Origin of the sequence: Helicobacter himalayensis, assembly GCF_001602095.1 — a bacterium.
Taxonomy (GTDB): domain Bacteria; phylum Campylobacterota; class Campylobacteria; order Campylobacterales; family Helicobacteraceae; genus Helicobacter_F; species Helicobacter_F himalayensis.
In genome coordinates this window covers 1,612,990-1,638,129 of the sequence record NZ_CP014991.1, presented here as the reverse complement: position 1 = coordinate 1,638,129, position 25,140 = coordinate 1,612,990, and the positions used below count along the sequence as shown (strand labels likewise).

The window sequence follows — 25,140 nt, the reverse complement described above, 5'->3', positions numbered from 1 at the left end:
GAATAATGAAAAAACTTCTGCTTATTGATAATTATGACTCTTTTAGCTTCAACCTTTTTTATTACTTTTGTGAGCTTGGAGTGCGCCCTGTGGTGGTGAAAAATGATTTCGCGCCAAAGCTTACAAAAGATGTTGGGGATTTTGTCGCGGATTTTGAATATATTGTGATTTCACCCGGCTTTGGCAGTCCAAAAGATTCTCTTATTTGCCTAGAAATTTTGAAAGAATTTAGCGCGCATAAAAAGATTTTGGGTGTGTGTTTGGGTATGCAGTGCATTGCCTCTGTTTTTGGTGGTAAGGTTTCAGAAATGCCCTCCCCAATGCACGCAAAGAGTGCGCTTTGTGAATTTAGAGAAAATGCGCTTACACGTGGGATTCCAAATCCTTTTAAAGTTGGATTGTATCACTCGCTTTTTGTCGAGAAATGTGGAGAATGTGAGATTCTAGGCTTTGCAAAAATAGCCTTTGATACAAGCAAGGAATGCGCAAAAGATATTCCTATGATTTTAAAGCATAAGGAATATAGCGTCTATGGTGTGCAATTCCACCCAGAATCGCTTCTTTCAACCTATGGAAAAGAGCTTTTGCAAAATTTTTTAACGCTTTAGATTGATGGCTTCTTTGAGTAAGTCATCGCCTGTGGTGAAAGCTTTTGCGTTCATCGAGTAGCCCCTTTGCATCACAACCAAATCAGTAAGCGCATTTCCAACATCGACATTACTTGTTTCAAGGTATTTATGCAGCACTGAGCCAAAGCGCAAATGTTGTCCATTCCAGCCAAGTAGCGGGCGTCCGCTGCTAATGTAGGTGTTGCCATCATTACTAATCTCGCTCATTTCAAACATATTGCCCCCGACTTTTTTCAAGCCTTGGTCATTGACAAATGCCGAAATCCCCACGCGCCCAAAAGATTCAGTCGCGCCATTAGTGAAAGAGAGAAAAATGATACCATCTTTATCAATGCGTAAATCCTGCAAATGCCCTTCACTGCGTCCATCTTGGGTTGTAGCTAGGATTTGAGAATCTTGATAGAGTCTATTTGAGCTATGTTTTTCAGGAGTGCCAGCGAGATTGTAGCGCACTTGTCGATTGTCAAATTCAAGCACGATAGGCTCGCTTATGGCATTATTATTCGCATCAAAGCTTATCTCGTGACGTATTTCCTGCCCCACAGGGATAGCGCCATCTTTATCAAAAATCTGCGTGCGCACTTCCCAATGCTCATTTTGTGGGGGTTGTGTGGTGGTATTTGCGGAATTTATCAAATAATAGCGGCTTTGAAGCAAAAATTTTGCCCCACTCTCATCAAAAATTTCAATATTACTCTGATAATTTGGCACTTCCAAATACGCGCTTTCAAAGCTGTCGTTGTTTAGCGCTTTCCAGCCTACTAAATCTTCGCGCGGATTTGAGTTTCCATCCACTTGTCGCTCATATAGCGTCCCTTGAAATTTCACAATTGCTTTTGGTGCGTAATTTTGCGTAGCGTCATATTCTTCAGGTAATACGCGCGCAGATTCTGCAATTTCCATCCAACCACCTTCAGTTGGGCGTTGTGAGCCATTAGATTCTATTTTTTCATAGATTTTGCCTTCAAAGTTTGTCAGCTCGCCCACTTTGTAGCTTGTATATTCTTTCCATTCGCCAAGCGCACTAGAATCTACCACTTCCCAATTTGCTCTATCTTCAAGTGGATTACTATTGCCACTTACTCCAAGATAGCGCAAAACTATCCCGCGTGTGTTGATAATATCACCATTTGCATACTGCTTATTTTCGCTATAAGGAGAATCTACTCCGCTTTTAAAGCTTTCATTGCTTCCAGAGATTCCGAGTTTTTCTGCGAGATTTCCGCTTATGGTGATTTCACGCGTGCTTAGAGAAGCGTTGAAAACCTTAAGTGCGATTTTTTGACTAATGCTCCCATCGGGCAAGCGTGAAAAATCCAGCCCAAGCCCTGCGCGCTCTAGCAATACATTTCCTAGCTCTTCAAAAGTGCGGAAGTCGCGTCCGTAGGTAAATTCATAATCTTCCTTGCGCCCATTATTTGTAACGCTAACCTTAATCTTATCAAAAGTCGTAGCATCGAGCACAGAATCATTTGCGCCAAAACCATTGATGTCCGCGCCCAAAAAGCGCGCTTCATCAAAGCGCCCATCATTATCGCTATATACAAGCGCGGCATTGACGCTATTTTGCGTTTTATTTAGATTAATACTAGCATTCACTTCAGTTGTTGCCACAGGACGATAATACAAATCTTGAGGAATCTGCAAAGGCTTAAGATTCCCAGTTGCGAGGTTTGAAAAGTCCTCATCGCTGTTATTTGTGGAGGTGAAAGTATTATTTTCAATCTTGCCTAAATCCACGCCATACATATAATACCCACGAGAATTGACAATATATCCCTCCCCATCGCGCATAAAAGCACCATCGCGCGTGAAGTAGGTTTTTTGGTGTGATTCATAGCCATCATCATTGATGATAAAAGAGCCGTCTTTATTTTCACCCACGACAAACCAACCCTTGCCTTCATACGCCAAGCTAAATTCGCCATCGCTTGCTTTGTAGCTTCCGCTTTTGGTAGAAATGGCGTTGCTTGCTTTTGTCGCGCCGTAGTTAAAATCATTGCTTATCGGGGAATTTGCATTCAGAGAATCCATCGTGCTAGCAAAAAGACTTTCAAATTGTGGTTGATTTTCCCTATAACCTATGGTATTGACATTTGCAATATTATTAGCTAGAGAATCGAGCCCAAATTGATGTGTTTTAATCCCGCTGTAAGAATTTATCATCGTCCCATTCATAGCCCATAATCCTTGTTATAAAACTCTATGGCACTTTGCATTGGTAAAATCATATCGCCCATTCTTAGCATTGGCGCACCTTTATCAAAGATAATGCTTTGCACCTCGCCCCTGCCAACGCGTGCGAGGTGGTATTGACTTGTTTTTGGGTCGAGATTGTATTCTGCGCGCACATTGTAGCTTCCAGATTCTAGCTGTTTGCCATTTTCACCGATGCCATTCCATTCAAACTCGACATAGCCCTTTTTGCCTTCAAAGTTTTTGAGCGAAATGGTTTTGACAAGCTCATTTTGTTGGTTAAAAATTGAAACCTTAGAATCTCCCTTGCTTGCGTCAATTGCCTCATCAAAATATATTTGAAATTTCACAGATTCTCCAGCACTTAGGTTAATGCCAAAAACATCAGTTTCTGCGATTTTACCTATCATTGAGACAGAATTAAGCGCATTTAGGTTTGCCATCGCGGTATTTGAGCTTGCTGTGGTTTTCATACCTTCATTAAGAGATTCTAAAGATTCTTTCATTTTGGCTTGAAATTCTTTTAATTCCTTGTTGGTTTCTTGGGTGGATTTCATCGCTTCAGCGACTTCTATCATTGTTTTTTTATTTTGCTCTTGCATTTCTACTTGCGTGAGTTGGGCGGTTTGGGTGATGATTTTATCTGTTTCCATTGGTGCGGTTGGATCTTGATTTTTGAGCTGCTCTAAAAACAGGCGCATAAATGCATCATTATCAAGCTCGTTGATGTTTTTTGGATTCTGTTTTTGTCTTTCAATCTTAGCGCTCGCGCCTGTCACTTCAGCTAAATCAATCGCCATTTTCTCGCCCCTTTGTTATTAAAATATCAAAATTTACGCATATTGTGGGATACGTAAATACATCGTATTTGGCATATTTGCGCTTGTATCATCACTTTCTAAGCTATTTTCATTCCGTGCAAGATTTGAGTCTTGATGTTGATTTTGCCCTTGCTTAGCATTTTCCCCACCATTTTGAGAAAAACTCAAATCCACATTTTCAAAGCCAATTTGCGCAAGATTTGTGCGCAATTCCGTTTGGTTTTGCATAAAAAGTGCGATTGCTTGCTGGTTTGAATGCACTTGCACATGCAAATCTTTGCCTTTTTTAGAAATACTCACTTCAAGTGTGCCGAGATTTTGCGGATGAAGCTCTAGGGTGATTTTGGTAAGTGGCGGTTTGTAGTTTTGTATTTCTTGATGAATATTTGAAGCAAAATTCCGCACAGATTCCCTAGCAAGCGCGGTGCGATAGGCAAAAGGCGTGATTGTGTGTGTCCTTGTTGGCTGGATATTTTGCGCGTTTTGTGTCTTTTGCTCGCTAGATTCTTTTATCGCTGCTTTTTCCCTTACGCTTGGCTTTGCGTTTTTGCTTTCCTCTGGTGTGTGGAGCTCTAGGAGAGATTCTAAAAACTCTTTATTAGGAGAATCTTGCACTTGTTCAAATTTATTTTGCACACCTTGCACACTTTGCGCGTTTTGTTGTTGGTTTCCTTGCTTTGGGTTGCCACCTTGTTTGGAATCTTGCGTTTTTGCCTCACTTATCTTGTGAGATTCTTTGCTCTCATCATTTTGTGTTTTATGTGGCTTTGGCGTTTGCTCTTTTGGCTTAGTAAGCTCTTTGTTTGCGAGTGGAGCTTTGTTTTGGCTAGATTCTAGCATATTTGCAAGGAGCGCTTCTTTTTGGCTTATCTGTGAATCTATTTGCACATACTCGGTTTCTTCATTTGGGGCTTGCACATTGTTTGCGTCAATTTGCGTGCTTTTTTGTGGCAGCACCTGTGTAGCATTTGCAGATAGTGCCTGTGCGACATTTGTATTTTCCTGCGCTTTTTTTGGATTCTTATTTTGTGTGCTTTGTGTTTTGGTGTTTTTAGAATCCCGCGCAGATTCTTTTGTCGCACTAGATTCTTTTAAAATTTGGGAATCTTTTTGCAACACAGAATCTCTTTGTGCCCTTTGTGTGCTTTTTTCTTGCTTTTTCGTCTTTTGCACTAAATCCGCTGATTGTACCACTTCTTGCGCGCTTTTTGGCTCTTGCAAAGGTTTTTTAGAATCTTGTGCCAGGCTTGTTTCTTTGCTCTGTGGCAATTCAACGTTTTTTTGCGTTGTAGGATTTTTTGCCTCTTTTGTCGCACTAGATTCTTTTAAAATTTGGGAATCTTTTTGCAACACAGAATCTTTTTGCGTCCTTTGTGCGCTTTTTTCTTGCTTTTTCGTCTTTTGCACTAAATCCGCTGATTGCACCACTTCTTGTGTATCTATGGGCTTTTGCTTTGTTGCTAGCTCTTTTTTATTGAGTGTTTTAGTGTTCTTGCTAGCTTTGTCTGGGTAAGTCCTTTTGTCCAAGTAGCGCGCTTAAGGATGGCGCATCTTCGTCTTTTTTGGCTTCCTCATAGATATTTGAAATCTTGCTTGTGATATTTTTTGGCTTTTTCACGCCACGATTGACAACCGCCACGCGCTCTTCCTTGCTTTCAAACTCATATTCAATTTTTTGTGTGGCTGAAAGTGGCTTAGGCTTTGGTGCGATTTTGTCTTGTGAGAGCTCTACTTCCGCGCTTATTTTTGTCGGATTGAGATTTTGCTCTTTTGCGAGATTTAGCACATCTTCAAGTGTTTTTGGATCTTTAGAATCTAGTTGGGCTTTTTGCTCGAGTTTGCTTTGTGGCTCTGGGAGTTTTGCTAGTTTGATATGCGCGTTTTGTGTCGCATTGTTTTGATTTGGTGTCTCTTTTTGCGTTTTAGATTCTGGTGTGCCACTTAGGGCTTGAGCTAGGGGATTGAGTGTTTTTGTGCCTTGTGTATTGCTTTGAGTAAGCGCAGTTGTTGGCTTTGCTTTAGATTCCAGCGCATTATTTAGGTTAGGTTTTTGAGATTCTGAAATTTCTTGCGCACTTACGTCTTTTTGAGCGTTTGAGACTTCGCTTTTTTGCGCTTGCGCTTCATCTTGCGCTTGTTTTAAAAACTTTTTAAAATCTTCTTTTGGCGCGTTGTTTTTTGTGCTTTGTGCCGCTTGTTGTGCGCTTGTTTGAGAGCGCAAAACATCTTCTATCATTTTTTGCCTCCATTAAAATGGTTATTTTTAAGAGAGGTAAAGCAAAAGATGTTCCCCGATAGATTACATTTTATTCTATCTTACTTGCATTTTGTGAGGCTATATAATTTCTTGCCTTTTGCGTATTTGGTTTTCTACACGAAAGGTGCGTGTATAGCGATAATTCATTGCTTATGCCAAAGAGAGATTTTTTTATATCATCAAAGAAATATTGGCACACTTCAATAATTTCTTGTTGTGTATTTACATGCTCGTAGTTCATAATAGTATCATAATTTAGCCCATATTTGTGGTGAAATTCAAATCCTGTAGTTGCCTTGTAACCGAGAGTCCAAAGGAATCTCCCTTGCGATGGGATAGAAGCTGAAAACACGCCATCATCTGCCAAAAGCAAGCAAGAATACGCCACAACTAGCGGTAAATCTAAAATATGTTCTAAAACTGCTGATGAAATGATTCTGTCATAAAGCGTAGGATTTGATGAGAATTTTGGTGTTGGGTTTGGTTGGCTTAAATGAAGTATGCCCCCCCCCCTATTTGCGCTTTTAGCACACCATATTCACTAGCTACTTCTGTGATATCATTATAGATTCTATGCACTTTTGAGAGATTGGGGGAATCTGCATAGAGAGATGAAAACGGCTCGATGACATCATAATGTGAAAAATCACTTTCAAATTTTAGCTGATTGAGCGTGCCAGCGCCTATTTCTAACGTTTTATGCCCTTGTGTGCCTTTTGTGTCTTTTGCGATTTTTTTATGTAGCCACTGCTCCATTTTTTGTGCTAATCCACTTGCTGTGGTCTCTCCATTGCGATTACTTTTATAAAACTGCTCATAGATTTCTTGATATTCTTTAGGCAGTGGATTGCGTATTTTTGGGAATTTTTCAAACATTCCAACTCCTTTAAATCTTAAACTTTTCTAAGTGTGTTTTGAGTGTTGCAGAAATTTGCTCTAGTGCTATGCTCGCTTGTGCGTTTTGCTCCATAAGCTCACTTGTGGTTTTAGAGTTTTGTGTCATATTGCCAATATCCGCGCTAATCCTACTCATTGTAGTAACTTGACTTTGGCTTGCCTGCGCGACATCCTGTGCTTTTGAGAGAGAATCCGTAGCCTGCGTGTAAATCTCTTCAAGTATTTGTGTTGCTTCATTTGCAAGTTGTAAGCCCTTTTCCACTTTCGGCATTGCAGCTTCCATTGATTCTACGCCTGTTTGCGTTTCGCTTTGGATAATCTGAATCATCGCTGCGATTTCTGAAGTGGCTTTTTGCGTCTTTTCTGCTAGCTTCCTCACTTCATCAGCCACCACTGCAAAGCCCCTGCCGTGCTCGCCTGCGCGCGCTGCTTCAATCGCGGCATTAAGTGCGAGCAGATTTGTTTGGTCGGCAATATCTTTGATGAGCTGGGTTGATGAGCTAATATCTTGCGCGTGCTTATCAAGCGATTTGATATGCTCACCTGTCTCGCTTACAGCTTCTGTGATTTTTTCAATTTCAAGTGCCGTAGCCTGCACAGATTCTCGTCCTTTTTGGGCTAGGTCTGTCGTGTGCGAGGAGTTTTCTTCAGTTTGCGTAGCAATATCTGCGACATTGTTTGTGGTGTTGGAGAGATTTTCTATCATTTGGATAAATTTATGCGCAAACTCCACCTGCTCATTTGAAACCTTGCTTGCAGATTCTGAAGAATGCGCCACTTGCTCGGCACGCAAATTGAGCTCTTTTGCGTTGTTGATAAGCTCGTGCATAAGCGTTTTAAGCTGGCTTTGCATTTTATCAGCTGCATCAAGGAGGCTGTTTGTGGCTCTTGAGGGGATAGTTTGGCGCAAATTCCCCTGTGCGATACCTCGCATAATCGTTGCTGCGATTATAGGCTCACCTCCAAGGAGCGACATAAGATTCCTAATGATGAAAAATGACACGCTAATAGCAAGGATAATCGCCAAAAGCACCAACCAAAACATCACCACCAAATAAGTAGAAACCTCACTTTGTGCGAGCTTATTTGCTTCAAGATTCTTTTCTTCTTGATAGTCGATAAACTCATTTATCACCCCAAGCCATTGCACAAAAAGCGCACGCACTTGAGAATCTAGCAATTTATTTGCGCTTGCAATATCGCCTTTGAAAGAAAACTCAATGAGATTTTTAATAAGTGGCATTGTTTGAGATTCTGTTTGTTTAATGCGTGCAAGAATCTCTTTGTCTTTAGAATCCACCATATTTTCTTGCTTGAAAATCTCATCCATTTTTTGTGCGCTTTGTGTATAGTCGTTTTCTAGTTTTTGGATAAGGCTAAGCGTTTTCTGCATTGCGTTTGTGTTATTTTCTAAGAGTAAATCCCTCACGCCAATACTTCTGTCATGCACGCTTCCACGGAAGTTGATTGCGTAACGTTGCTTGACGGAATTGACCTGATTAATTTCTTCGAGTATATGAGAGATATCGCTGACTTTGATATAACTCATAATGGCAATAATAAGCATCAATATACCAAGTATGCTAAATCCACAAATGAGTTGCATACGCACTGATAAACTTTTCATACAAAAACTCCTTTATGTTGTTTTGAGTGTTTTTAAATCTTTAAGCAAGACAGGCAAACTAATAGCAATGCCTGAAAAGATGATTAGGATAATACCAAAAAATGTGGTGATATTTGGTAACAAATCGCCAAGCAAAACCCCTAAAATCAAGCTAAACACTACGCGTGTGTAATCGATTGGCGCGACAATCCCAGCTGGTGCAAGAATATAGGCTTGCGTCAAAAAATACTGCCCAAAAGTCCCAACAAGACCCATAATGAGAATCCACAGCCATTCTTTTATATTTGGCATCATCCACAACGCTTGAGATTGCGGAAATATAAAGGGTTGCAAAAATACCAAAATAAGGCTCACCACGCTCATCACCACACCAAAAGAAAGCACGATGATATTTCCATCAAAATACCCTCTCAAGCCCCTTAAGCTAATAAAAGCAAGCGCTGTGCCAAGCCCACTAAAAAGCCCTAGCAAAATATTTAACAAAGGAATAGAATGAAAATGCGGGTCGCAAATAAGCACAATCCCGCCAAAGCCAATCACACTCATAAAAAGCACGCCAATTTTGATATTTTCTTTTAAAAAGAGCATGGAAATAACCACAATAAAAAGCGGGCTTGTCTGCATAAAAGTGCTTGCCACGCCAAGTGGAATGTGCGCGATATTATAAAAAAATGCAAGCATACTTAGCCCGCCAAAAAGCGAACGCAATGCTAAAATCCCCCAACCACCTTTTTTGTGCGTCTTTTTTGGTGGTTTGTAGGCAAAAAAAGCCAAAAGCAAAAGCACCATTACAAATGAGCGAAAAAAGATAATTTCCACCGCACTAAGGTTAGCAGAGAGAATTTTCACGCACGCATTCATAAGCGCGAAGAAAAATGAAGATGCCAGCATACAAAAAATGCCAATGCTTATGGAAGAATATTGTCGCACAGCTTGCCTTAGATGTTAAATTTGCAGATTCTAATCTTTTGAAATTTTAGGTTAATTATTCACTTTATCAACGCTTTTTGCGTGGATATTTGGATTCTATTCCTTTAATTGTATCGCCTGCGCGGGAGTGAATCCCGCTTCGGCTCCGCTTCGCGCGTTTTGGCTGATTGGGTTTGTAGATTCTGCAACGCGGTTTGGAGAATCCTAGATTCTTCGCCTAAAGGCTCAATATGACAATGTATTTTGTCATATTGAGCGTAAGCGAAATATCTCAATGTCTTAGCTTTTAGAATGTAGATTCTATGTTACAGATTCTAAAATCTCTTCTTTTGAGATTTTGCTCTCTTCATACTTCACTACAATCACGCCCTGTGTGCTATTGACATACCATTCAATAATCCCAAAGCGCACATTCAAGCGCGTAAAATGCCCTAAGTTAAAAGAATCTAGCGGAAGGTAGAGATTTTTTTCATGCGTTGGATTTTGCAACCCCAAAGCCATAACAATCGCCCACAGCACGCACACAATAATCACCCCACACGCAAGCAAACTAATATCAAAAAGTTCATAAAATAATCCTCCACACACTGCCCCAAGTGCCGAGCCTACAAAGCCAAGCGTGGTGAAAAGCCCAAGTGCCGAGCCTTTTTGCGCGGCTTTTGCGTAGCGACTTGTGAGCGTTTGCATAATAGGTTCATGAACTGAAAATCCGATGAAAAACAAAAATACGCCAACCACAAGGAGCCAAAGACTTTCCATCGCTCCAGCAATGCCAATGAGCAAATATGCCGCCCCAAATGCACCAATGCCAAAGAGTAGTACTTGTTTAAAATATCCTTTTTTCTGCGCTAAAATTGTCGCGGGTGCTAACATCAAAAGTCCCAAAATCGCCGCGGGCGCGTAGATTTTCCACAAGTCAAACTCATACAGGGCGAAGTGATTTTTTAGCGCCATACCAACGACAACAAAGCTTAGAATCATCAAAAATTTTTGCAAAAACGAGCTTAGATTCATAATTTGTAGGTTTTTGTTTTTCAAAAGAGTTTCAACTTGAGAATCTTGATAGGAATACTGCATCACAGGGCTAGATTCCACCTTGAAAATTAGCACCAAAAGCGCGATGAGATTTAATCCAGCTGTGAGGAAAAAAATCGCATTAAGCCCCAAATATGCCGCAACAATCGGTCCTAAAATCATCGCCAAAATAAAGCTTATAAAAATCCCCGCACCCATAATCGCCATAGCTTTTGTGCGCGATTCCTCCCTGACTAAATCCGCGATTTGCGCGCTTATCACGCCACCTATTGCGCCCGCACCTTGGATAAATCGCCCAATAATTAGTATCGTAATAGAATCCGCAAACGCGCACACAAACGAGCCGATGATAAAAATCACAAGCCCAAAAATAAGCACGATTTTTCTATCGACTTTATCGCTCCAGATTCCAAAGGGCGTTTGAAAAATAATCTGTGTAATCGCATAGCCACCAGCTGCAATACCCGCCAAAAAGGCACTCGTCTCAAAGCTAGAAGTATAAAGTGAAATTGCAGGCAACGCGATAAATAACCCAAAAAAGCGTAAAGATGAAACTAAGGTGAGTCCAAAAATATCTTTAAACATTGCTGTCCCTGAAGGTAAATTTAGGGCGCTATTATATTGCAGATTCTCAAATTACCAAACAAAATGACAGAATCTTGTGAATTTTTGGTGGAGATTTGATTCTCGCGTTGTTGGGCGATTAAAAACCTTAAAGGCTAAAAGTTGTTTGCCAGCATTGCTCATTTTTTTGTTATAATTGCACCTTTGACCCCTTCATCTAGTGGCCAAGGATACCGCCCCTTCTAGGCGGGCACGCAAGTTCAAATCTTGCAGGGGTCGCCAAATCACTTCTTAAAAATAAAGAAATTTTGCATTCTCGCAGGCTAAAATTTTGCTAAAATCCAAAAAATATATAATTTTTTACATAAAGGGGAAAGATGTTTGTATGTTCGCGCATTTGGATTAGGGAGAATTCTAAGAGTTATTTGGGTGCTGGGAGAGTGGAGCTATTGGAACGTATAGCGCAGAGTGGCTCAATCTCAAAGGCTGCAAAACAGATGAAAATGAGCTATAAAGCCGCGTGGGATAGCGTGGATATTATGAATAAAATCTCACACCCAAATGAGTTGGTGCTTTCAAATGCAGGTGGCGGGAAAAATAGCGGCACGCAGCTAACAAGTGAAGGCAAAAAAGCAATTGAAGCCTTTAAAAATCTCCAAGCGCTAAAAGAGGAGTTTTTTGAAATTTTCAAAGATTGTAAGGACTTTGATGAACTCAACGCAAGGATAGAATCTCTGCGTGAAAAGATTGCAAAATAAATTCTTATATGCGTGTAAGAATCGCGATAGATTCAATATGGTGCGTGTAGGGGAACTGCTCAAAAAATCCAAAACTTGCAATTTTATGCGTGTGAAGCAAACTTTGCAAATCAGAATCTAGCGTGAGCGGATTGCAAGAAATGTAAATAATGCACTCAAATTGCGCTAGGAATTCTAAAATCTCCTTATCGTTTATCCCGCTTCGTGGTGGATCTACAAGCACCGCGCCAAAGTCAAAAGAATCTAAATCAACACCTTTTAAGCGTTCAAACTCCCGCTTACATTTTAGCGCGCTTTGCGTCTCTTTTGCATTCAGGCGCGCGATGGTGATGTTTGTGATATGTTGAAATTCTAGCGTGTGGCGCAGAATTGCGATAGAATCTTTAACGACCTCACTTGCAAAAATTTGCCTAAATACTTGAGCCAAAATAAGCGTGAAATTTCCACTACCACAATACAGCTCTAATAAATCGCAAGTCTTGTGATTTGGCAGAATCTTCGGAATTTCTTGCAATAAAAACGCGCTCATATTGGCATTTGCGTAAGGGTTTGGCTGGGAGAAAAGTGCGTATTTTTTAAAGGAACTCATTTTTTTAAGCTCAAAATTTGATTCTAACTCACTGCGCGTGCTTGCGTCCAAATACAAACTAAAATTATCAAGCAAATAATCGCGTTCTAAAATTACCTTTTGCCCCTTGCTTTGCCCTAATACAAAGCTTGTGAAATTCTTATGTGTGCAATTTATGTGCGCCATCAATTCCCGCGCGCTAGATTCCCACGCAGAATCTAGGTTCTTGTGATAAATGAGGCTAAAAATACACTCACTCTGACTTGCCAAAAAGCTCACGCCATAGAGTTTGTGGCGCAAAATATGTGAGGGTTCAAGCGCGTTTAGATAGCTTAGTAGCGCGTCCATACAACATTCTATGGGTTCTAGGACTATGGGGCAGGATTGTATGGCGATGCGATTATTTTGCCCGAGGCTGTTTGTGGCAAAAAAAAGACTTTGGTTTGAAGTTTCTTTTGAGGTGTAAAATCTGAAGTCCGCTCGCGCGCGGAAATGAGCCATTCCTTGATTGGAAATTTTAGATTCAAAAGCTGGGATATGTTGAAAGTTGGGGAATTTTTTTGCGAGATTTTCTACCATAAGTGGGCTAAAGCCTTCCAACACTTGCGATACTTTTTTTGCAAAACTATATTCTGCAAATTCCGCGCAACCTCCACAGATTCCAAAAACAGGGCAATGCAAAGCTATTTAAACCCCGCTACAAGATTACCCACTAAGAGATTGAATCCATCGACAAGCACGAACACAAGGATTTTGAAAGGAAGTGAAATCATCACCGGCGGTAGCATCATCATACCCATAGCCATTAGCACCGAGCTTACCACCATATCAATCACAAGGAATGGTAGATACAGCAAAAATCCTATCCAAAACGCCGTCTTAAGCTCGCTAATCATAAACGCCGGAATCGCGATGCTTAGAGGCACATCATCGATTGTCTGGGGATTATCCATATTACGGATGCGTAAAAAAAGTGCAATGTCTTTCTCACGTGTGTTATAAATCATAAACTCCTTAAAAGGCTTCGCCGCGCGCACAAACGCTTCATCATAAGAAATCTGCTCGGCAACATAAGGCTTAATGCCATCCTCATATGCCTTCGTTACCACCGGCTCCATAATAAAAAATGTCAGCACAAGTGATAATGACACGAGAATCTGCGTGGGCGGGGACTGCTGCGTGCCAAGTGCGGTGCGTAAAAAGGCAAAAACAATAAGAATGCGCGTAAAGCTCGTCATCACCAAAATTAGTGATGGTGCAAGCACAAGCAGTGTGATGATGATGATGATATTGAGTGTGGTAACAAGCTCGCTTGGGTTGCTTGGCGCGCTTAGAGAGAGATCGATTTTTGGAATCGGTGGAGGAGATGGAATATCAACAAGCGGTGTGCTAGTGATTTCTTGCGTTTGCGTGTTTGGCGTGGCTTGAGATTGCGGTTGTGGATTGAGCGTTTCAATAAGTGGGGGCGGTGGCGTGTTTGGATTCTCCACTTCTATCATATAGGGAAATTCCTCGCCCTGCGCAAAAAGTATTGCAACACAGAAAAAAAGCAATGTTAAGATTTTTTGCAAAATAAATTCCTTACGAATTGTATCAGTTGTGCGCGCAAAGCCCACAAGTTCCACTTTCAACTTCGTGCGCATACTCGGGTTGATTGCTTAGATTTTGCATTCTCTCAAGGCTTCTTGGTATTTAAGAAACTAGCAATTATGCGTTTAAATCCCGCGCCACCTTTATTTTTCCATTGTAAGCGCGCAATTATAAATTTTAGTGTGTTAAAATTTAATAAATTTAGCAAAAGGAATTTTTAATGTTATCCGTCATTATCTTAGCCGCTGGGGCTGGCACGCGTATGAAATCAGACACGCCAAAGGTGTTGCATACCATTTGCGGCAGGAGTATGCTAAGCCTTAGTGTTGATTGTGCGCTTAGGCTTAGTGAGGATATTCATATCGTGCTTTTTCACAAAGCAGAGCTTGTCAAAGAGCAGATACAAAAGGATTTTGGCGCGCTTATTGGGGAAAAAATCTTTTTTCATCTACAAGATCATCAAAATTTCCCCGGCACAGGTGGCGCACTACGTGGCATTGAGACAAAACATAAGCGCATTTTGGTGTTAAATGGCGATATGCCTTTGGTGCAAGAATCTAGCCTGTGCGAGCTTTGTGCGCGTAGAGAATCTATCGTGCTAAGCGTGCTGTTTTTGGAAAATCCTAGTGGTTATGGGCGCGTGGTGTTAGAATCTAGCGAACCAAACAATTTGCGTGTGCAAAAAATTGTCGAGCAAAAAGACGCGACACAAGAGGAACTCGCGCTTAAAAGCGTGAATGCGGGCGTGTATGTCTTTGATAGAGAGATTTTGGAAACCTATCTTGTGCGCCTTAACAACAATAACGCGCAAAAAGAATATTATCTTACTGATATAATCGCGCTTGCTCGTGCTGAGGGAGTGCAAATAGCTGCTGTTAGCGTGAATGAGCGCGAATATATGGGGGTGAATTCTAAAGTGCATTTAGCCCAAGCCCAAGAGGTGCTTTTGGAGCGCCTAAGAGTGAGGGCTATGGAAAATGGTGTGATTATGGATTTGCCACATACGATTTATTTAGAATATGATGTGGAATTTAGCGGGGAGTGCAGGCTTGAAAATGGTGTGAGAATTAGCGGAAAATGCTTTCTGCAAAACACGCATATCAAAGCCCATAGCGTGATAGAATCTAGCAAAATCGTAGATTCTGACATCGGACCTATGGCACATATCCGCCCAAATAGTGAGATTTTAAACACACATATCGGAAATTTTGTCGAGGTGAAAGCCGGGGATCTTCAAGGTGTCAAAGTCGGGCATTTAAGCTATCTGGGCGATTGCGAGATTAAAAATGGTAGCAATATCGGTGCTGGCGTTATCACCTGCAATTATGATGGCAAGGAAAAACACAAAACCTTCATCGGCGAAAATGTCTTTGTGGGAAGTGATTCTCAACTTATCGCACCCGTAAATATAGAATCAAACACGCTCATCGCCGCAGGTAGCACAATCACAAATGATGTGCCAAATGGTGCATTAGCCATCTCGCGTCAAAAGCAAAGCAACAAAGAAGGCTTTTTTTGGAAATTTTTTGAAAAGAAAGAAAAGTAATCTAGAGATTTTCGCTATTTAAAATATCAATTTGCGGGCTATCAATGTTTGAAGCTTCAGCTTTTGATGCTTTTTGCGTTTGCTCAATCTCGCTGTAAAGATGTTCAAGGCTTTGATGTAGTCTTGCGTGTTCTTCGGATTTTGTGATATAGGCTTGCAAAAGCTCGACAATTTTTACGCGCTTTTGCTCATTATCAGGGTTAAAAAACGCGCAGATTTCACTTTGTGCGCGCGCACTCAAAGGTGCTAAAGAGATACTAAAGCGCCTATCCTCGATATTTATTTCAATATGCTCACTCATACTCTAAGGCTTTCATCAATCTTACTGAAAAGCTCCTCTATACCTTTTTTCTGTGAGCCTATGTTTTCATAGAGATTTGAAATTTGTAAATCTTTTGCCTCATTTTCAGATTTAAGCTTGACAATCTCGTGGCGCAAAGATTCTATTTCCTCTTTTTGTGAAGCGATTTTTGTCAGCATTTCCTCGATTTTTTGGGTGAGTTTTTCCATAATTTGTGAATCCATCGTGCAATCCTTAAAGTTAAGTAGAGTAAAATTGCAATTATAACACAAAGAAATCAGACAACACGCTTTTTAAGCGCAGATTCTAAAACCGCTAATAAGGACACACTTTCTATGAAAAATTTTCAACTTCACTCTCCATATAGCCCAGCGGGCGACCAACCACAAGCGATTAAAAAAATCGTAGATTCTATAAATGATGGGGCGCAGTATTCCACGCTTATTGGCGTTACAGGCAGTGGGAAGACTTACACGATGGCAAATATCATCGCAAAGCTCAATATCCCGACGCTTATAATGACGCATAATAAAACCCTTGCCGCACAGCTTTACAGCGAATTTAAGGGATTTTTTCCAAAAAATCATGTGGAATATTTCATCAGCCACTTTGACTACTACCAGCCAGAAGCCTACATTCCGCGCAGGGATTTATTTATCGAAAAAGATTCTAGTATTAATGAGGAATTAGAACGCCTAAGGCTTTCTGCGACAACTTCGCTTCTTGCGTATGATGATGTGATTGTGGTGGCGAGTGTGAGTGCGAATTATGGTTTGGGTAATCCAAACGAGTATTTAAGTATGATTGAAAAAATTGAAGTGGGGCAAATACGCGCGCAAAAGGGCTTTTTACTAAAGCTTGTGGATATGGGCTATGTGCGAAATGATACGATTTTTGAGCGGGGGAATTTCCGCGTGCAGGGTGAAGTAGTGGATATTTTCCCTGCGTATAATGAAAGCGAGTTTGTGCGAGTGGAGTTTTTTGGTGATGAGGTTGAGAGTGTCGCGCTGTATGATAGTATCGAGCGCGTGAAGGTGAAAAATATAGAATCTTTTGTGCTGTATGCGGCAAATCAATTTATCGTGGGTGCGGAGCGTCTGCAAAATGCACTCAAAAATATAGAATCTGAATTAGATTCTCGCTTGAGCGAGTTTGAAGCAGAGGATAGACGGGTGGAATATCAGCGCTTAAAAGGGCGCACGGAGTTTGATTTAGAAATGATTAGAGAATCTGGGATTTGCAAAGGCATTGAAAACTACGCGCGCCATTTAACCGGCAAGGCGACTGGTGAGACGCCTTATAGTTTGCTAGATTATTTCGCGCAAAAAAATAAGCCTTATCTCATCATCGTTGATGAATCGCATGTGAGCTTGCCACAATTTGGTGGAATGTATGCGGGTGATAGGAGCAGGAAGGAGGTGCTTGTGGAGTATGGATTCCGCTTGCCTAGTGCGCTGGATAATCGCCCTTTGCGCTTTGATGAGTTTATTAATAAAGCACCACATTATCTTTTTGTTTCTGCTACGCCTGCGAGTTTGGAGCTAGAACTTAGTATTAATCATAGCGCAGAGCAGATTATCCGCCCAACGGGGCTTCTTGATCCGCTGTATGAAGTGCGAGATTCTGATAATCAGGTGCTTGATTTGATGGGTGAGATTAAAGCGCGTGTGGCGAAAAATGAGCGTGTGCTTATCACTACGCTAACCAAAAAAATGGCTGAAGAGCTTAGTAAATATTACACCGAATTAGGAATCAAAGTGCGCTATATGCATAGCGATATTGATGCTATCGAGCGCAATCATCTTATCCGCGCGCTTAGGCTTGGGGAATTTGATGTGCTCATTGGGATAAATCTTTTGCGTGAAGGGCTGGATTTGCCCGAAGTAAGCCTTATTGCGATAATGGACGCGGATAAAGAGGGCTTTTTGCGTTCAGAAACAAGCCTAATCCAAACGATGGGACGTGCGGCGCGCAATGTGGAGGGCAAAGTAATTTTATATGCCAAAAAAGTTACAAACTCGATGCAGCGCGCTTTTGAAATCACGGATTACCGCCGAAGTAAGCAAGAAGCCTACAATAAAGCGCATAATATCACGCCACAATCTGTTAAACGCAACCTCGAGGAAGAACTCAAGCTAGAATCAAGTGCTAGCGGGAGATTGTATGAAAAAAATAGTAAAAAAATCCCAAAAAGTGAGAGGGATTCTATTATCAAAGAACTCAAAACGAGAATGCTACAAGCTGCTAAGAATCTAGAATTTGAAGAGGCTGCACGGTTGCGCGATGAGATAGCAAAGCTTAGGGGATAGCTGGTTTTTGTAGAAATTACAAAAATTGCAGAAAATTATAGAATCTAGCGACCAACAAGTCGCTAGGAGAAGGATTTTTAGAGCTTTGACTCGTATCTTCTAAGCATATAAAGACGTTTAAGAAGTTTTTTCTTCGCGTTAATTTTTTGCTTTTTACGCTTTTCAGTTTGTGGCTCAAAAAACCTTCTCGCGCGCGTTTCTGTCACTACGAGATTTCTATCAGTTTGTTTTTTGAACTTTCTATACGCTTCATCAAAGCTTTCAGTTTCTCGAACTTTAATACCCGGCATACTCTCACCTTCTTTCTGTGTAAGTTTAGGGTGGAAATTGTAATGTAAAAATTCTAAAACAAAAATTAAGGATTCTAAGCTATAATTGCGCTTCTTTTTTGTATCACACAAATAAGTGCTCGTAGCTCAGCTGAATAGAGCAACAGGTTGCGGTCCTGTAGGTCGGGGGTTTGAATCCCTCCGAGCACGCCATACTCTTTGAAATATCACAGAGCAATGCGAGTTTTATCCTCTATATTAGTCTTTTTACACTAGCCTTTTATATATATTTTGCAAATCGGAGTTTTTATGGAACGCAATGTCAGATACATGTCAATTGGGATTGTATTTATTAGCATTGTGGTTGGATTATGCTTTTTTGTGCTGTGGCTTGGGCGTTTTGATTTTAACGCCAATAAGCACAAAACCTATTATATCTACACGCAAGATGAGCTATCCTCTGTGGGTGTAAATACACCTGTGAAGTTTAAAGGCATAGGTGTTGGGAAAGTGAGCGATGTAAGCTTTGAAGATTTAAGTTTAGGACAAATCAAAATCACACTAAGCCTAGAATCTGCACTCACGCTAAAAGAAGGCGCATTTGTAAGCGTGGCTTCAAGCGGGCTTGCTGGTTCAAATTATCTCGCACTCACGCAAGGCAATGGTGCAGTGAAAAATGACACTATCTTAGAGCTTCAAAAAGGCGGGTTTGATATTTTATTGCAAAAAGCTGGCGATATTGGCGCAAAAACCGATGAGATGATAACAAATCTCGTAAAAATCACAAGTGAAGAAAACACCAAAAACATAAGCCTGCTTTTAGAGCAACTCACTTTGGTGACAAACCATCTCAATCTCCTTACTCAAAGATTAGATTCTATCGCGCTTAAGGTAGATGTGAATTTCAAAGATGGGCAATATGATATTCGCTCGATTCTCAATCCTACAATGTTGCAACTCCAAGATGCGCTATTGCAAATGAATGTCTTTTTCTCAAAAGCTACACATTTGGTAAATAAAATCGAGAAAAACCCCTATGACAGCATATTTGGCAGACAAAAGCCAGCGAAATAATCTTTAAGAATCAAAGGAAACTACATGAAAAAATTTTTTGGTATTTTAGTGCTGGTATTTATGCTAGGCGCCTGCGTGAGCGTGGATATAAAGACAGAGATTCCAGAAATTAGCTTTTTTGATATTAGCTTTGGTAATGAGTTAGAATCTGCAAAAAATAAATCCGCTCAAACTTATGGAATCATCTTCGCATCGAGTATGCCATATGATAGCACGGATATTTTTAAGCTTGATTCTCAAAGCTTACAGCTTAAAGCCCTGCCAAATATGCAATGGGCGACAAAACCGCGTGATATGCTTTCCTCAAGCCTTGTGGGAATGATGAATGCACAAGGATTCAACGTTGCGCGCGCGCCATTTGGTAGTGCAAAGCTTGCCTACACACTAAAAATCCACATTGATAGAATCCTTATCGTGCAAAAAGGTAGCGAACAATATGCTGCGATAGCACTACACTTTGAACTTATTGATACAAAAGATTTACGTCCGCTAAAAAACGGCATAATCACGCAAGAAGCACTCATTGAGGGCAAGGAGTTTGCCCCAATTTTTGCACAAGTAAGCAAAAAAGTGCTAGAAGATTTACTTGCTGAAATTTCAAAATAAACGCAAGGTGTTTCAACATAGTGGAGCAGATTCTGTGGCTTGCTTGCGTGAGGGTAATTGAATTTTAAGCAAGAGCCTTACTTCATTTTAAGCTTACCTTAGCTAAAATCGCGCTTTCAACGGCACAAAAATAAAAGAATCCCAACATCTTAGGAAAACAATGGAGCAACTAAGCTATATTGATGTTTGCTTACTTCTTTTAAGCGCACTTTTGAGCGTGAAAAGTATCAACGAAGGTTTTGTGCGTAGTTTTGGTGGTTTGTTAGGATTGCTTCTTGGTGTTTTTTTAGCAGCGCGCTTTTATACGCAGACAAGCAATATGTTAAGTGCGCATGTCTTTAATTTTTCCCCCCAGATAAATACGATTATCGCGTTTTTGGTGGTGGCGACAATTGTGTATTTGCTTTTTATGCTATTGAGTGAGATTATCGCAAGGTGGGTGCAAAACACGCTTGCAGAGCGCTTAGATAAGGCGCTTGGGCTTATTTTTGGATTCTGTAAATCATTTGCGCTACTTGCGATTATTGTCTTTTTTCTTGCGCAAATTTCATTCTTGCAAAATTTCGCTCAAAAGGCACAGAAAGAGAGCTTTGTGTATCGATTAATGCAGAATCTCGCGCGCGATATTACGGATTTTAAAATTGTAGCCCAAACTATAGAATCCGCAGGTAACGCCGTGCAGGGCAAAAACTAGCGCAGTTTTATCATAACAAAATCATCCCTAAATCTGGGAGAAGTTTGAAAAAAGAAGTTAGGAATATTAGCAGAAATTAAGGAAATCAAGGAAAAGCAATGTTTTCAAATTTTTATATCCAACAACGACTTAAGAAAGCCACGCTTCTTTCAGAATCTGGACAAAATCCATATGGCACGAATGCCAAGCGCTCGCTAAGTAATAAAGAATTTTTAGAAAAATACGGCTATCTTTGCGCGCAGGATTCTACTCTGCAAGCAGATACGCAAGCAAGCAACTTAGAATCTGCAGGCTCTAAACATTCTCTTGCAGAATCTATTGTTGGGCGCGTGCGCTTTATCCGCCTTATGGGGAAGGCTTGCTTTATTAAGATTGAGGATCAAAGTGGGATTTTGCAGGCTTATATTAGTAAAAATGATGTGGGTGAGCGCTTTGAAGAGATAAAAAAGATTTTGGAAGTTGGGGATATTATCGGTGTGAGCGGATTTGCATTTGTTACCAAAAGTGGCGAGCTAAGTATCCACGCGCAAGATTTTAGAATCCTTTGTAAAGCCATCATTCCTCTGCCTGAAAAATTTCACGGCTTAAGCGATGTGGAATTGCGCTACCGCCAGCGTTATGTGGATTTGATTGTAAATGATAATGTGAAGAAAACTTTTATTTTACGTTCTAAGATTATCGCTTCTATTCGAGAATTTTTTGATAATTTAGGATTCCTAGAAGTTGAGACGCCCATGCTTCATCCAATTCCCGGTGGTGCGAATGCAAAGCCATTTGCAACACATCATAATGCACTTAATGTCGAGCGTTATTTGCGTATCGCGCCGGAATTGTATTTGAAGCGTCTGATTGTTGGTGGTTTTGAGGCGATTTATGAGATTAACCGTAATTTCCGCAATGAAGGCATTGACCATTCTCATAACCCTGAGTTTAGTAGCATTGAGTTTTATTGGGCGTATCATACTTTTTCGGATTTAATCACGCTTACAAAAGAGCTTTTTGCCTTTTTATTTGAGCGGTTGGAATTGCCATCTGTGCTTAATTTTGGCGAGATGGAAATTGATTTTAGCAAATGGGAGATTCTTAGTTATAACCAATCTTTACAAAAAATTGGCGGACTAGATTCTGAAATTATTGAAAATAAAGAGCGTTTGGAATCTCACCTGCGCGCATCTGGCATCAAACTCGCACCAAATCTAAGCTATGGAAAATTGCTTGATGAAGCGTTTGGGAACTTTGTAGAATCTAAGCTTATTAATCCAACTTTTATTGTGGAATACCCCATAGAGATTAGCCCGCTTGCGCGCCGAAGTGAGACAAATCCTGATATTGCCGAGCGTTTTGAGCTTTTTATCGGTGGGCGCGAGATTGCAAATGGCTTTAATGAACTAAATGACCCACTAGATCAAAAGGCGCGCTTTGAAGAGCAGGTGGCGCAAAAAGATGCAGGCGATGAAGAGGCGCAATATATGGACGAGGATTTCCTTTGGGCGCTTGGCTATGGTATGCCACCAACGGCTGGAGAGGGCATAGGTATTGATAGACTTGTGATGCTTTTGACAAACAATAAGAGCATTAAAGATGTGATTTTATTCCCTGCCCTTAAGCCACATAAAGGAAATTATGATATACTAGAAAACAAGGAATAAAACCAAATATTCAACACAATATTACATTTAAGGGAGAGAAAATGGCGTATTTTTTAGAGCGAGATTCTGAGCTTTTTTCACTTATTAATAAAGAGTTAGAGCGTCAAAATACACATTTAGAGATGATTGCAAGCGAGAATTTTACTTTTCCAAGCGTTATGGAAGCAATGGGGAGCGTACTGACAAACAAATACGCTGAAGGCTATCCGGGCAAGCGTTATTATGGAGGTTGTGAGTTTGTCGATGAGATTGAGAATCTTGCAATTAAGAGGGCAAAAGAACTCTTTGGTTGTGAATTTGTTAATGTCCAACCACATTCTGGCTCACAAGCAAATGGCGCGGTGTATGCGGCACTTTTGAAGCCTTATGACAAAATTTTAGGTATGGATTTAAGCCATGGTGGGCATTTGACACACGGCGCGAAGGTAAGCACAAGCGGGCAGTTATACCAAAGCTTTTTTTATGGTGTGGAGCTTGATGGGTATATTAATTATGATAAGGTTATGGAATACGCGCAGGTGGTGAAACCAAAGATTTTGGTATGTGGATTTTCAGCCTATACACGCGCACTTGATTTTAAGAGATTGCGTGAGATTGCAGATTCTGTGGGGGCGCTGTTGATGGGTGATATTGCGCATGTAGCGGGGCTTGTCGTTGCAGGAGAATATCCAAATCCATTCCCACACTGCCATATTGTTACCACCACCACGCATAAGACTTTGCGCGGACCAAGAGGTGGTATGATTATGACAAATGATGAGGAGTTAAGCACAAAGATTAATAAGGCAGTATTCCCCGGCGTGCAGGGCGGACCTTTGATGCATGTTATCGCGGGCAAAGCAACAGGATTTTTAGAAAATCTCAAGCCTGAGTGGAAAACTTACGCAAAACAAGTGAAGCTTAATATCTCTGAGCTTGCTAAAGTGCTTGTTTCACGCGGCTATAAGCTTGTGAGTGGGGGAAGTGATAATCATCTTATTTTGATGAGTTTTCTTGATAAGGATTTTAGCGGCAAAGACGCGGATTTAGCACTTGGAAATGCGAGTATAACGGTAAATAAAAATACAGTCCCGGGTGAAACGCGTTCGCCTTTTGTAACAAGTGGTGTGCGCATCGGCTCACCGGCTCTCACCGCTCGTGGTATGAAAGAAAAAGAGTTTCAATGGATTGGTGGAAAAATCGCGGATATTTTAGATGATATTACAAATACTTCTTTGCAAGAGCGCATAGCGCAGGAAGTTAAGGAGATGGGGAAAGATTTTATTATTTACGATAGAGCGATTTATTAGGATTTAATTTAAAAAAGAAAATCTAAAAGGACGGCACTATGACAGAGATGGATTTGAAGCTGATAAAGATGGACACCTCGCATTACTACCTTAAGCAGCCCGGTATCGGTCAAAAGGTTGTTTATTCGGCTAGAATCCTTTATGACAAGTTTAAGCGCGTAGATTCTATGTTGACTTCATCGCTTATCCACGAGCATTGGGATAAAAAAATCATCATCGCGCATTCGCTTATTTTGAAAAATTCAAAGGTTGAAAATATCGTTTTTGACTACAATGGGCGCAATCCGGAGAGATTCTATCATAGGGCACAACTTTTATTGCGTGAGGAAGGTTTTATTAACTTTACTGCCTACAAGACCAAAACGCCCGGACATTTACATTTGTATATTCACAAGGGACATACGGAGTTAGGAGAAGGCAAGAGATTGGCTAAGACGCTTTCAATGAAACTTTCTCAAAGCTGTCCGCTAGAGTGGAAGGTTTTTCCAAATGATACTTTCCCGCCGACTTTTAATATTCTCGCACTGCCTTATGATGTCTTTGCAAAAGAGCGCGGGGCGTCGTGGTCCAAGTATATGTAGCTTAGGTGATTGTGGCAAGGTTTTTGCTTAAAAATTTAGGAATTTCAAGGGAAACTCTTTAAGGAGAAAAGATGGAAGATAGAAGAGAATTCAATGATATTTTAATCGATGAAAGGGCGCAAGACCAAAATCGTAGTAAAAAGATTATTCTTTTGGTAGTTGCGGCGGTGTTGCTTTTTGCAATCCTTGTAATTGCTGTGATTGCGAGTTTGAACGAAGATAAAGTGCAAAAAGGACTAGAGCAAAGCACTGCCACACAGGGTGGCTTACAAAAAGATCTTGTGGCGTTTGCAGATAAGCCGGCAAGCACACCAACACAAGAAAATCCCGATGGGTTTGAACCTATCAAACCACAAAGCACGACTGATGAAGATGATAGGTTTGGGCAAATTGTACAGCAAATCCAAAGAAGACAAAGCGAGCAAAATCCTGCACTTGCACAAAACACAGAGCCCACACAAACACCACAAGTATTGCCTACGCCAGCACCCGTGCAGCCAGAGCCAACACAAGTGTCTGCACCAAAACCAACGCCACAAACACAAACCACACAACCGCGCCAAGCACAAGTTGCACCTGCACCAAAGCCGGTGGCTACGTCAAAACCAGCAACACAACCAGCGCGTCCGGGGCAAGATACAGCGCAAAATGTGCCCGGAATTGCCCAAACTTTCCCATCACAAACAATTGATAAAAGCAAAAATGGGCAAAATGCGCAAAAAGGGCATTATATACAAGTTGGTTCATTCTCAAATACGCCAAACAAGGAGTTTTTAAGTAAGTTAGAGAATTACAGCTATCGCGTTTATAATATGCAAAATGCTACAAAATATCTTATCGGACCTTATAATTCCCGCACTGATGCAAATCGCGATATGTTAAAGGTTAAAACCGATATGGGTGAGCAAGTTTTTTATTATGAGGTAAAGTAGGGTTAAATTTAAGATTAA

25 protein-coding genes, 2 tRNA genes and 1 pseudogene are annotated in these 25,140 nt (G+C 40.8%); 13 read left to right on the top strand and 15 right to left on the bottom strand.

Features of this window, described 5'->3' with window-relative positions:
* The first annotated feature begins 5 nt into the window (after nucleotides 1-5).
* On the top strand, nucleotides 6-608 hold the full coding sequence (locus tag A3217_RS07820) for an anthranilate synthase component II (protein ID WP_066389358.1): 603 nt from the start codon (nucleotides 6-8) through the stop codon (nucleotides 606-608).
* On the opposite strand, the gene A3217_RS07815 is transcribed toward A3217_RS07820, so the two are convergent.
* The 10 genes and pseudogenes from A3217_RS07815 to A3217_RS07775 all read right to left on the bottom strand — a co-directional run bounded on the left by A3217_RS07815 (nucleotide 597) and on the right by A3217_RS07775 (nucleotide 10,977).
* Nucleotides 597-2,807, bottom strand: coding sequence for a flagellar hook-basal body complex protein (locus A3217_RS07815; protein WP_066389353.1), 2,211 nt, complete (start codon nucleotides 2,805-2,807; stop codon nucleotides 597-599). The genes A3217_RS07820 and A3217_RS07815 overlap by 12 nt on opposite strands.
* 8 nt (nucleotides 2,808-2,815) lie before the next feature.
* Nucleotides 2,816-3,625: pseudogene (flgD, locus tag A3217_RS07810) on the bottom strand (flagellar hook assembly protein FlgD); the annotation flags it as partial.
* A 33-nt stretch (nucleotides 3,626-3,658) separates the two neighbouring features.
* Nucleotides 3,659-5,173, bottom strand: a complete 1,515-nt coding sequence (gene fliK / locus A3217_RS07805) for a flagellar hook-length control protein FliK (protein ID WP_066389350.1) — start codon at nucleotides 5,171-5,173, stop codon at nucleotides 3,659-3,661.
* Nucleotides 5,142-5,882, bottom strand: a complete 741-nt coding sequence (locus A3217_RS07800; RefSeq protein WP_066389348.1) for a hypothetical protein — start codon at nucleotides 5,880-5,882, stop codon at nucleotides 5,142-5,144. Before A3217_RS07800 ends, fliK begins: the two co-directional genes overlap by 32 nt.
* 70 nt (nucleotides 5,883-5,952) lie before the next feature.
* Complete coding sequence (locus A3217_RS09495) at nucleotides 5,953-6,291, bottom strand: hypothetical protein (RefSeq protein ID WP_231860230.1); 339 nt, start codon at nucleotides 6,289-6,291, stop codon at nucleotides 5,953-5,955.
* A gap of 101 nt (nucleotides 6,292-6,392) precedes the next feature.
* Complete coding sequence (locus A3217_RS09490; RefSeq protein WP_066389346.1) at nucleotides 6,393-6,779, bottom strand: hypothetical protein; 387 nt, start codon at nucleotides 6,777-6,779, stop codon at nucleotides 6,393-6,395.
* A 10-nt stretch (nucleotides 6,780-6,789) separates the two neighbouring features.
* Nucleotides 6,790-8,427 carry a methyl-accepting chemotaxis protein gene (locus tag A3217_RS07785; RefSeq protein ID WP_066389344.1) on the bottom strand — a complete coding sequence of 546 codons (1,638 nt, stop codon included), beginning with the start codon at nucleotides 8,425-8,427 and terminating at the stop codon, nucleotides 6,790-6,792.
* A 12-nt stretch (nucleotides 8,428-8,439) separates the two neighbouring features.
* Nucleotides 8,440-9,357: a DMT family transporter gene (locus A3217_RS07780; protein ID WP_231860229.1), complete on the bottom strand. Its 918-nt coding sequence runs from the start codon at nucleotides 9,355-9,357 to the stop codon at nucleotides 8,440-8,442.
* Nucleotides 9,358-9,461: 104 nt separating this feature from the next.
* Nucleotides 9,462-9,632 carry a hypothetical protein gene (locus A3217_RS09115; RefSeq protein ID WP_156471898.1) on the bottom strand — a complete coding sequence of 57 codons (171 nt, stop codon included), beginning with the start codon at nucleotides 9,630-9,632 and terminating at the stop codon, nucleotides 9,462-9,464.
* A gap of 25 nt (nucleotides 9,633-9,657) precedes the next feature.
* Nucleotides 9,658-10,977 carry an MFS transporter gene (locus A3217_RS07775; protein WP_066389343.1) on the bottom strand — a complete coding sequence of 440 codons (1,320 nt, stop codon included), beginning with the start codon at nucleotides 10,975-10,977 and terminating at the stop codon, nucleotides 9,658-9,660.
* 185 nt (nucleotides 10,978-11,162) lie between these two features.
* On the opposite strand from A3217_RS07775, the gene A3217_RS09110 reads away from it, so the two are divergent.
* Both A3217_RS09110 and A3217_RS07770 read left to right on the top strand, forming a co-directional pair.
* A tRNA-Glu gene (locus tag A3217_RS09110) sits at nucleotides 11,163-11,238 on the top strand.
* A gap of 95 nt (nucleotides 11,239-11,333) precedes the next feature.
* Entirely contained in the window at nucleotides 11,334-11,714 is a 381-nt protein-coding gene (locus tag A3217_RS07770) for a winged helix-turn-helix domain-containing protein (RefSeq protein WP_066389342.1), read from the top strand.
* Nucleotides 11,715-11,718: 4 nt separating this feature from the next.
* On the opposite strand, the gene A3217_RS07765 is transcribed toward A3217_RS07770, so the two are convergent.
* Nucleotides 11,719-12,963 carry a tRNA (uridine(54)-C5)-methyltransferase TrmA gene (locus tag A3217_RS07765; protein ID WP_066389341.1) on the bottom strand — a complete coding sequence of 415 codons (1,245 nt, stop codon included), beginning with the start codon at nucleotides 12,961-12,963 and terminating at the stop codon, nucleotides 11,719-11,721.
* Between the two features lie 2 nt (nucleotides 12,964-12,965).
* A complete protein-coding gene (fliP, locus tag A3217_RS07760; protein WP_417935361.1) occupies nucleotides 12,966-13,853 on the bottom strand; it encodes a flagellar type III secretion system pore protein FliP in 888 nt (295 codons plus the stop codon).
* A gap of 239 nt (nucleotides 13,854-14,092) precedes the next feature.
* Between fliP and glmU the strand changes: the two genes are divergently transcribed.
* Entirely contained in the window at nucleotides 14,093-15,418 is a 1,326-nt protein-coding gene (gene glmU, locus A3217_RS07755) for a bifunctional UDP-N-acetylglucosamine diphosphorylase/glucosamine-1-phosphate N-acetyltransferase GlmU (protein ID WP_066389339.1), read from the top strand.
* A 1-nt stretch (nucleotide 15,419) separates the two neighbouring features.
* Here glmU and A3217_RS07750 read toward each other — a convergent pair whose 3' ends face one another.
* A complete protein-coding gene (locus tag A3217_RS07750; RefSeq protein ID WP_066389338.1) occupies nucleotides 15,420-15,719 on the bottom strand; it encodes a hypothetical protein in 300 nt (99 codons plus the stop codon).
* Nucleotides 15,716-15,943: a hypothetical protein gene (locus tag A3217_RS07745; RefSeq protein ID WP_066389337.1), complete on the bottom strand. Its 228-nt coding sequence runs from the start codon at nucleotides 15,941-15,943 to the stop codon at nucleotides 15,716-15,718. The genes A3217_RS07750 and A3217_RS07745 overlap by 4 nt, the downstream gene beginning before the upstream one ends.
* Before the next feature lie 111 nt (nucleotides 15,944-16,054).
* On the opposite strand from A3217_RS07745, the gene uvrB reads away from it, so the two are divergent.
* Nucleotides 16,055-18,028 carry an excinuclease ABC subunit UvrB gene (gene uvrB / locus A3217_RS07740; RefSeq protein WP_066389335.1) on the top strand — a complete coding sequence of 658 codons (1,974 nt, stop codon included), beginning with the start codon at nucleotides 16,055-16,057 and terminating at the stop codon, nucleotides 18,026-18,028.
* A 77-nt stretch (nucleotides 18,029-18,105) separates the two neighbouring features.
* Here uvrB and rpsU read toward each other — a convergent pair whose 3' ends face one another.
* Nucleotides 18,106-18,318 carry a 30S ribosomal protein S21 gene (gene rpsU, locus A3217_RS07735; protein WP_066389805.1) on the bottom strand — a complete coding sequence of 71 codons (213 nt, stop codon included), beginning with the start codon at nucleotides 18,316-18,318 and terminating at the stop codon, nucleotides 18,106-18,108.
* Between the two features lie 115 nt (nucleotides 18,319-18,433).
* Here rpsU and A3217_RS07730 point away from each other — a divergent pair.
* The 8 genes from A3217_RS07730 to A3217_RS07695 all read left to right on the top strand — a co-directional run bounded on the left by A3217_RS07730 (nucleotide 18,434) and on the right by A3217_RS07695 (nucleotide 25,122).
* Nucleotides 18,434-18,510, top strand: a tRNA-Arg gene (locus tag A3217_RS07730).
* A gap of 96 nt (nucleotides 18,511-18,606) precedes the next feature.
* Nucleotides 18,607-19,371, top strand: a complete 765-nt coding sequence (locus tag A3217_RS07725; RefSeq protein WP_082807920.1) for an MlaD family protein — start codon at nucleotides 18,607-18,609, stop codon at nucleotides 19,369-19,371.
* A 24-nt stretch (nucleotides 19,372-19,395) separates the two neighbouring features.
* A complete protein-coding gene (locus A3217_RS07720; protein ID WP_066389333.1) occupies nucleotides 19,396-19,977 on the top strand; it encodes a hypothetical protein in 582 nt (193 codons plus the stop codon).
* Between the two features lie 160 nt (nucleotides 19,978-20,137).
* On the top strand, nucleotides 20,138-20,671 hold the full coding sequence (locus A3217_RS07715) for a CvpA family protein (protein ID WP_066389331.1): 534 nt from the start codon (nucleotides 20,138-20,140) through the stop codon (nucleotides 20,669-20,671).
* A gap of 98 nt (nucleotides 20,672-20,769) precedes the next feature.
* Nucleotides 20,770-22,320 carry a lysine--tRNA ligase gene (gene lysS / locus A3217_RS07710; RefSeq protein ID WP_066389329.1) on the top strand — a complete coding sequence of 517 codons (1,551 nt, stop codon included), beginning with the start codon at nucleotides 20,770-20,772 and terminating at the stop codon, nucleotides 22,318-22,320.
* Between the two features lie 41 nt (nucleotides 22,321-22,361).
* The gene (locus A3217_RS07705) at nucleotides 22,362-23,609 is read left to right on the top strand and encodes a serine hydroxymethyltransferase (protein ID WP_066389328.1); all 1,248 of its coding nucleotides are present in this window, start codon (nucleotides 22,362-22,364) and stop codon (nucleotides 23,607-23,609) included.
* A gap of 38 nt (nucleotides 23,610-23,647) precedes the next feature.
* Entirely contained in the window at nucleotides 23,648-24,190 is a 543-nt protein-coding gene (locus A3217_RS07700) for a DUF1882 domain-containing protein (RefSeq protein ID WP_066389326.1), read from the top strand.
* Between the two features lie 71 nt (nucleotides 24,191-24,261).
* Nucleotides 24,262-25,122 carry an SPOR domain-containing protein gene (locus A3217_RS07695; RefSeq protein WP_066389324.1) on the top strand — a complete coding sequence of 287 codons (861 nt, stop codon included), beginning with the start codon at nucleotides 24,262-24,264 and terminating at the stop codon, nucleotides 25,120-25,122.
* Nucleotides 25,123-25,140: the final 18 nt, after the last annotated feature.

Coding starts and splice junctions, on each gene's coding strand:
- A3217_RS07715 (WP_066389331.1), top strand. CDS start 20,138: ATGGAGCAACTAAGCTATATTGATGTTTGCTTACTTCTTTTAAGCGCA.
- A3217_RS07800 (WP_066389348.1), bottom strand. CDS start 5,882: ATGATAGAAGATGTTTTGCGCTCTCAAACAAGCGCACAACAAGCGGCA.
- glmU (WP_066389339.1), top strand. CDS start 14,093: ATGTTATCCGTCATTATCTTAGCCGCTGGGGCTGGCACGCGTATGAAA.
- A3217_RS07695 (WP_066389324.1), top strand. CDS start 24,262: ATGGAAGATAGAAGAGAATTCAATGATATTTTAATCGATGAAAGGGCG.
- A3217_RS07745 (WP_066389337.1), bottom strand. CDS start 15,943: ATGGATTCACAAATTATGGAAAAACTCACCCAAAAAATCGAGGAAATG.
- A3217_RS07785 (WP_066389344.1), bottom strand. CDS start 8,427: ATGAAAAGTTTATCAGTGCGTATGCAACTCATTTGTGGATTTAGCATA.
- lysS (WP_066389329.1), top strand. CDS start 20,770: ATGTTTTCAAATTTTTATATCCAACAACGACTTAAGAAAGCCACGCTT.
- A3217_RS07815 (WP_066389353.1), bottom strand. CDS start 2,807: ATGAATGGGACGATGATAAATTCTTACAGCGGGATTAAAACACATCAA.
- A3217_RS07705 (WP_066389328.1), top strand. CDS start 22,362: ATGGCGTATTTTTTAGAGCGAGATTCTGAGCTTTTTTCACTTATTAAT.
- A3217_RS07750 (WP_066389338.1), bottom strand. CDS start 15,719: ATGAGTGAGCATATTGAAATAAATATCGAGGATAGGCGCTTTAGTATC.
- A3217_RS07725 (WP_082807920.1), top strand. CDS start 18,607: ATGGAACGCAATGTCAGATACATGTCAATTGGGATTGTATTTATTAGC.
- uvrB (WP_066389335.1), top strand. CDS start 16,055: ATGAAAAATTTTCAACTTCACTCTCCATATAGCCCAGCGGGCGACCAA.
- A3217_RS09490 (WP_066389346.1), bottom strand. CDS start 6,779: ATGTTTGAAAAATTCCCAAAAATACGCAATCCACTGCCTAAAGAATAT.
- A3217_RS07720 (WP_066389333.1), top strand. CDS start 19,396: ATGAAAAAATTTTTTGGTATTTTAGTGCTGGTATTTATGCTAGGCGCC.
- A3217_RS07820 (WP_066389358.1), top strand. CDS start 6: ATGAAAAAACTTCTGCTTATTGATAATTATGACTCTTTTAGCTTCAAC.
- rpsU (WP_066389805.1), bottom strand. CDS start 18,318: ATGCCGGGTATTAAAGTTCGAGAAACTGAAAGCTTTGATGAAGCGTAT.
- A3217_RS07700 (WP_066389326.1), top strand. CDS start 23,648: ATGACAGAGATGGATTTGAAGCTGATAAAGATGGACACCTCGCATTAC.
- A3217_RS07770 (WP_066389342.1), top strand. CDS start 11,334: ATGTTTGTATGTTCGCGCATTTGGATTAGGGAGAATTCTAAGAGTTAT.
- A3217_RS07775 (WP_066389343.1), bottom strand. CDS start 10,977: ATGTTTAAAGATATTTTTGGACTCACCTTAGTTTCATCTTTACGCTTT.